Origin of the sequence: Streptomyces longispororuber (assembly GCF_024448165.1) — a bacterium.
Lineage (GTDB): Bacteria > Actinomycetota > Actinomycetes > Streptomycetales > Streptomycetaceae > Streptomyces > Streptomyces longispororuber_A.
This window is the reverse complement of the sequence record NZ_JAMOLN010000346.1, coordinates 1-6,265: the sequence shown is the minus strand read 5'-3', so window position 1 is coordinate 6,265 and position 6,265 is coordinate 1. Positions and strand designations below refer to the sequence as shown.

Genomic DNA, 6,265 nt, shown 5'->3' with positions numbered 1-6,265 from the left:
TGGGAGATGCGCCCTTCGGGCGGCCTCTCCCAGGGACCGCGGGGCGCGAGAAGCCCCACCGGCCCGCAGCCGACCGACCGACAAGGGGGTGACCGTCACTACACGCCGACCGACACCCGCTCCGGCTCCCGCTCACCCGCTCGCCCACCCGGCAGAATCCGGGCGAGCCACTCCGACCGCCCGGCGGCCAACGGCCCGAGGACGGCCAGCAGCAGCACATACCCCGCGATGAACGGCGACAGCCGCTCATCGAGCCCCGCCCCCGCCGCCATCGTCGCCAGGATCAACGCGAACTCCCCCCGAGCCAGCAGCGTCGTGGAAATGTTCGCCGCGGGCCCCGCCCCGAACCCGTACACCTTCGCCGCCCCGAGCCCCGCCAGCACGTTCATCACCAGCGTCACCGCGACAGCGGCCAGCACCGGCCACAGCACCGTCGGCAGGTCCCCGGGATCGATCGACAGGCCGAACGCGAAGAAGAAGATCGCGCCGAAGGCGTCCCGCAGCGGATGGACCAGCTTGCGGATGCGCTCACCGGACGCGGTCGAGCCCAGCATCAGCCCGACCATGAACGCACCGATCGCGTCCGCGACCCCGAACCACTCCGAGACCCCGGCCACGAACACGGCCGCGCCGAGGAAGGAGATGACGAGGAGCTCGTCGTCCTTGATGTCGAACAACCGGCCCACGACCCGCGTGCCGAAGCGCGCCGCCAGCGCGAGCAGCAGCAGGAACCCGAACGCCTTGCCGCCGTCCACGACCGCGGCGGACAGCGAGTCCGCGCCGGACAGGATCGGTTGCAGCGCCGCCAGGTACAGCGCGAGGAAGATGTCCTCGACCACGATGATGCCGAGGATCGGCTTGGTCTCCGGGTTGCCGAGCCGCCCGGTGTCGACCAGGACCTTCGTCACGATCGCGGACGACGAGATGCCGAGCACCCCGGCGAGGACCAGAGCTTCGGAGGTGCCCCAGCCGAGGGCGAATCCGAAACCGAGGCCGGCGCCGACGTTCAGCGCGAGGTACGTACCACCGGCGACGGCCATCTTGCGGCCACCCGCCTTCAGGTCGTCCATGTGGAACTCGAGGCCGAGGTAGAAGAGCAGCAGCACCAGGCCGAGCGCGGAGAGCATCTCCAGGTCGTGCGGGTCGGCGACGAGCACGATGCCGGGTGTGTGCGGGCCGAGCAGGATCCCGGCCAGGATGAACAGGGGGATGGTGGGGAGTCCGATGCGCCCGCCCACGCGGGCGAGGACGGCGGCGGCGAGAAAGGCGCCACCCATGGCTATCAAGGTGTCTGCGTGTCCGATGGGCCCGTTCCTCCTTGTTGGTAAGGGTTGGTAAGGGTGCTTCGTCCTGCGACTTGGCAAAGAGAGCGTCAAGAAAGCGTCAATAGTTAGCTTACCAAAGGACTGAGAGGGCGGGACGAACGTCCCGTGGTGGGGTTCTCCCCACCCCCGTTCCGCCAGCCGCCACCATGGCTCCGACCAGTGCCGAATCCGTACGTTCGAGACATCGAATCCGGCACGTACGAGAGGGCGACCATGGGCCTGCGCAAGAAGCGGCACGACGAGCCGGAGGCACCCCGCGGCGACTGGGCCGTCGAACTGCGCGGCGTACGCCGCCGGTACGGCCGCGGCAGCGCCACCGTGCACGCGCTGCGCGGCATCGAACTCGCCCTCCCCAAGGGCACGTTCACCGCCGTGATGGGCCCCTCCGGGTCCGGCAAGTCCACGTTCCTGCAGTGCGCGGCCGGACTCGACCGGCCCTCCGACGGCACCGTCTCGCTCGGCGGCACCACCATCACCGGCATGAGCGAGAACAAGCTCACCGCGCTGCGCCGCACCCGGCTCGGCTTCGTCTTCCAGGCGTTCAACCTGCTGCCCTCGCTCACCGTCGAGCAGAACGTGCTGCTCCCGATGCGCCTCGCCGGCCGGCGCCCCGACAAGCGCCGTGCCGCCGAGGTCCTCGCCCAGGTCGGCCTCGCCGACAAGGGGAGGCGCCGCCCCGGCCAGCTCTCCGGCGGCCAGCAGCAGCGCGTCGCCATCGCCCGCGCCCTCGTCACCCGGCCCGACGTGATCTTCGCCGACGAGCCGACCGGCGCCCTCGACACCACGACCGCCGCCGAGATCCTCGGCCTGCTGCGCTCCGCCGTCGACCGGATGGGCGCCACCGTCGTCATGGTCACGCACGACCCGGCCGCCGCCGCGTACGCGGACCGGGTGCTGTTCCTCGCGGACGGCGAGATCGTCGACCACCTGGAGGGCGCCCCGGCCGACCGGATCGCGGCCCGGATGCGCACCCTGACCGTACGCACGCCGGTGGGGGCGGCCGCGTGATGTTCCGCCCCAACGGCCTCGCCCGCGCCGCCCTCCGCTTCAAGCCCGCGGCCTTCGTCGGCACGTTCGTCGCCCTGATGATGTCGGCCCTGATCGTCTCGGCCTGCGGCATCCTCCTGGAGACGGGCCTGCGCGCCTCGGTCCCGCCGGAGCGCTACGCGTCCGCCCCCGTCGTCGTCGCCGCCGACCAGAGCGTCAAGGTCGTCACCGGTTCCGGCGAGGACCGCGAGGAGGAGTCGGTCCCGCTCCCGGACCGCGCCCGCATCGACGACTCCCTGGTGGCCAAGGTCGCCGCGGCCCCCGGCGTCCGTACGGCGGTCGCCGACCTCACCTTCCCCGTACAGCGCGACGGCACGGCCCTCCAGGCCCACAACTGGGGCTCCACCGCCTTCACCGGCGAGCGGCTGACCTCGGGCCGCGCCCCGCAGCCCGGCGAGATCGTCACGTCCGGCGGCGCGCACGTCGGCGACCGCGTCACGCTCACCACCCCCGAGGGCGAGCGCACGTACCGCGTCTCCGGCACGACGGCCGGCCACGCCACCGCCTGGCTCGCCGACTCCGAGGCCCTGCGCGTGTCGGGCCACCCCGGCCGCATCGACGCCATCGCCGTCCTCCCGAAGGGCGGCGTCGCGACGGCCACCCTGAAGTCGCAGGTGGAGAAGGTGACTTCAGGACCGGCCGAGGTCTTCTCGGGGAACGACAGGGGAGCGGTCGAGAACTCCGCCCTCGCCTACGCCAAGGAGAACCTGACCGGGATCGGCGGCTCGTTCGGCGGCATCGCCACGATGGTCGCCGTGTTCACCGCGGCCGGCACGATCGCCCTCTCCGTCGGCCAACGCGCCCGCGAATACGCCTTGTTGCGTGCCATCGGCACCACACCGCGGCAGATCCGCCGCTCCATCGCCACCGAGACCCTGCTGGTCGCCCCGCTCGCCGGAGCCCTCGGCTGCCTGCCCGGCATCGCCCTCGCCCACTGGTGGTTCGGCCGGCTCCAGGCGAAGGGCGCCGTCCCGCAGGCCGTCGACCTCGCGGTCTCGTACATCCCGCTGCTCGCGGCCGTCGGCACCTCGCTGCTCACCGGCCTCCTCGCCGGATACATGGCGGCCCGCCGCCCCTCCCGCATCAAGCCGGGCCAGGCCCTCGCGGAAGCGTCGGTCGAGCGGTTCCCGGTCGGCTGGATCCGCACCCCCCTCGGCATCGTGGCCGCGGTCGGCGGCACCTTCTTCACGTTCCTCGCCGCACGCCTGCACGGCGAGGACGCGGCCAACGCGGCGCTCGGCGTCGTCATGCTCTTCATGCTCGCGGTCGCCCTGCTGGGCCCACTGCTGGCCCGCGGCTGCGCCGCCCTGTTCGGCCTCCCGCTGCGCGGCGCCGGCGCGTCCGCCTCGCTGGCCGCCGCCAACTCCCGCAGCAACGCCCGCCGGCTGGCCTCCGCGATCACCCCGATCGTGCTGGCGATGGCCTTCTCCTCGGTCCTGGTCTTCATGCACACGAGCGAGGACCGGGCCGCCGCCAGCCAGCAGAAGGCGGGCATCACCGCCGACCACATCGTCACGGCGGACGCGGGCCTGGCCCCGGGCGCCGTCGCCGACGCGGCCGGACGGCCCGGCGTCACCACGGCGGTCGGCCTGCTCAAGACCTCGGTCCTGGTACCGGCCGGCTCCGGCGGCGACCGCTGGCTGGAGACCGCGTCGGCCCAGGCGGTCACCGGCACGGCGAAGGAGCTCTCCCGGGTCCAGGACCTCGACGTGACCCGCGGCGCGCTCGACCTCACCGACCCGCACACCGTGGCGCTCGACGCGGCCCTGGCCCGCAGCGCGCACGTCGAGGTCGGCGACCGCATCCCACTCCGCCTCCCGGACGGCACGAAGGCGTCCCCGAAGGTCACGGCCACGTACGCACGCGGCCTCGGCCTGTCCCAGGTCACGCTCCCGCGCGAGGCGCTGAAGGGCCATGTCACGAACCCGTACGACGCGGAGATCTGGACCGCGGGCGGCACCGCGAAGGGCCTCGCCGGCCTCGGCACCCCGCTGGCCCGCGACGACTACACGACCGCCAGGTCCGTCGACCGCGAACTCAACGCCTGGGCCAACATCACCATGGCCGCGGTCCTCGGCGGCTTCGCCGCGATCGCCGCGGTCAACACCCTCGTCATGACGGTCCTCGACCGCCGCCGCGAACTGGGCACCCTCCGCCTCATCGGCTCGACCCGCACCCAGGTCCTGCGCATGATTCGCTGGGAGGCGCTCCTGGTGGCCGGCGCGGGCATCGTCCTCGGCACGAGCATCGCCCTGGCGACGCTGGTCCCGATGATGAACGGCCTGACGGGCGAGAACCCGTACGTCCCGCCGCTGCTGTACGGGGCGTTCGCGGGCGCGGCACTGCTCCTTGGCCTGGCGGCGACCGCGGTACCGGCACGGTGGGCGCTGCGGAGGACCACCTGAGAGGTGCGGGCCCTAGGGTGACCGCATGCTCACCCTCACCGAGGTAGAAGCCCTGGCCCGCCGGGCCCACGCCGCCCAGACGGACAAGGCGGGCCGCCCCTACGCGGAACACCTCCGCGCCGTGGCGGACGGAGTGCGGGAGAGGGGCGGCACCGAGGAGCAGATCGCGGCGGCGTGGCTGCACGACGCGATCGAGGACGACGCCCTCACGGACGACTGGCTGACCGGGGCCGCGCTCCCGGAAGCCACCAAGGCGATCGTCCGCGCCCTGACGAAGCGGCCCGGCGAGCCCCCGGAGGCGTACGCGCGGCGCATCCTCGCCACCCCGGGCGCCCGCCTGGTCAAGGAGTCGGACCTGGCCCACAACGCCGATCCGGCCCGCCTCGCGGTCCTGGACGAGGAGACCCGCACCCGCCTGACCCGGAAGTACGCGCGGATGCGCGCACTCCTGGGCCCGGCGGAACCTCAGCGGCGCTGACGCGCCAGCTGGGCGGCGTCCTTCTTGAAGGCCCACTCCATCTTCGGCTCCATGGCGAACCGGAAGATCCGCTGGACCGGCGGAGTGCACAGCACGGTGATGATGGCGGCCGCGGCGACCGTGACGACGATCTGGCCCCACGGCGTGTGGACCCACTCGGCGTCGAACCAGCCCCAGAACCGGGACCCCTTCGCCAGGAACCCGTGCAGCAGATAGCCGTACAGCGTTCCGGCGCCGAGCACCGTGAACCACATCCGGCGCCGCGGCACCCACGAGAAGAAGCACGCGGTGAGCACCACGGAGCAGCCGAACAGCGCCAGCGTCATCACGACGCCGGCCCACCAGGGCGCGCCCAGTTCCTGCGCGCTGTCCCGGTGGTAGAACCACGCGGACGTCATCCGGGGCCCGGCCCAGTACGCGAGCACGAGGGCGCAGGCCACGACCGGCACGGACAGGATCCGCACCTCGCGCCGCCGCACCAGCTGGAAGTGCTCCGGCTTGAGGACCAGGCCGAGCACGAAGAACGGCAGGAACTGCAGGACGCGCTGCAGATCGAGGTCGTCACCGATGTCCGGCGAGACCGACGCCAGCACCGCGACGGCGACGGCGAGCGGCAGCGGCCACCGCACGACCTTCCACAGCGGAGTGGTCAGCCGCCACACGAACAGGGCGACGAGGAACCAGGTCAGGTACCAGGGGTCGAGCAGACTGATCGGGTACGAGGGGTCGCCCCCGGCTGTCCGCTTGAAGAAGGTGTACGCGATCTCGAAGAGGACGTACGGCACGGCGACACCGGTGATCAGCCGCCGCAGCCGGTCGGGCCGCATGTCGAAACTGCGGGAGAAGTAGCCGGAGACGACGATGAACGCCGGCATGTGGAAGCTGTAGACGACCATGTACAGCGCCTCGGCTGTACGGCTGCCGTCCGTCAGGGGTTCCCAGCAGTGACCCATCGCCACGAACACGATGGCCAGGTACTTCGCGTTGTCGAAGAACGCGTCCCGCTGCTT

5 protein-coding genes are annotated in these 6,265 nt (G+C 72.5%); 3 read left to right on the top strand and 2 right to left on the bottom strand.

The genetic code is table 11. The features are described 5' to 3' along the window. Positions 1 to 98: 98 nt before the first annotated feature. A complete protein-coding gene (locus M4J07_RS46110) occupies positions 99 to 1,277 on the bottom strand; it encodes a cation:proton antiporter (protein ID WP_255983064.1) in 1,179 nt (392 codons plus the stop codon). A 261-nt stretch (positions 1,278 to 1,538) separates the two neighbouring features. Here M4J07_RS46110 and M4J07_RS46105 point away from each other — a divergent pair, with 261 nt between their 5' ends. Genes M4J07_RS46105 through M4J07_RS46095 form a run of 3 tightly spaced genes read left to right on the top strand, consistent with a single transcriptional unit; the run spans position 1,539 to position 5,255 of the window. After that, positions 1,539 to 2,333, top strand: coding sequence for an ABC transporter ATP-binding protein (locus M4J07_RS46105; protein WP_255983062.1), 795 nt, complete (start codon positions 1,539 to 1,541; stop codon positions 2,331 to 2,333). Then, on the top strand, positions 2,333 to 4,777 hold the full coding sequence (locus M4J07_RS46100) for an ABC transporter permease (protein ID WP_255983060.1): 2,445 nt from the start codon (positions 2,333 to 2,335) through the stop codon (positions 4,775 to 4,777). The genes M4J07_RS46105 and M4J07_RS46100 overlap by 1 nt, the downstream gene beginning before the upstream one ends. Before the next feature lie 25 nt (positions 4,778 to 4,802). Continuing rightward, positions 4,803 to 5,255: an HD domain-containing protein gene (locus M4J07_RS46095; RefSeq protein WP_255983058.1), complete on the top strand. Its 453-nt coding sequence runs from the start codon at positions 4,803 to 4,805 to the stop codon at positions 5,253 to 5,255. Here the strand turns inward: M4J07_RS46095 and M4J07_RS46090 are convergent. Next, positions 5,243 to 6,265 (bottom strand): acyltransferase family protein (locus tag M4J07_RS46090; protein WP_255983056.1); only part of this gene is annotated, 1,023 nt, incomplete at its 5' end. The two genes, M4J07_RS46095 and M4J07_RS46090, sit on opposite strands and share 13 nt — an antisense overlap.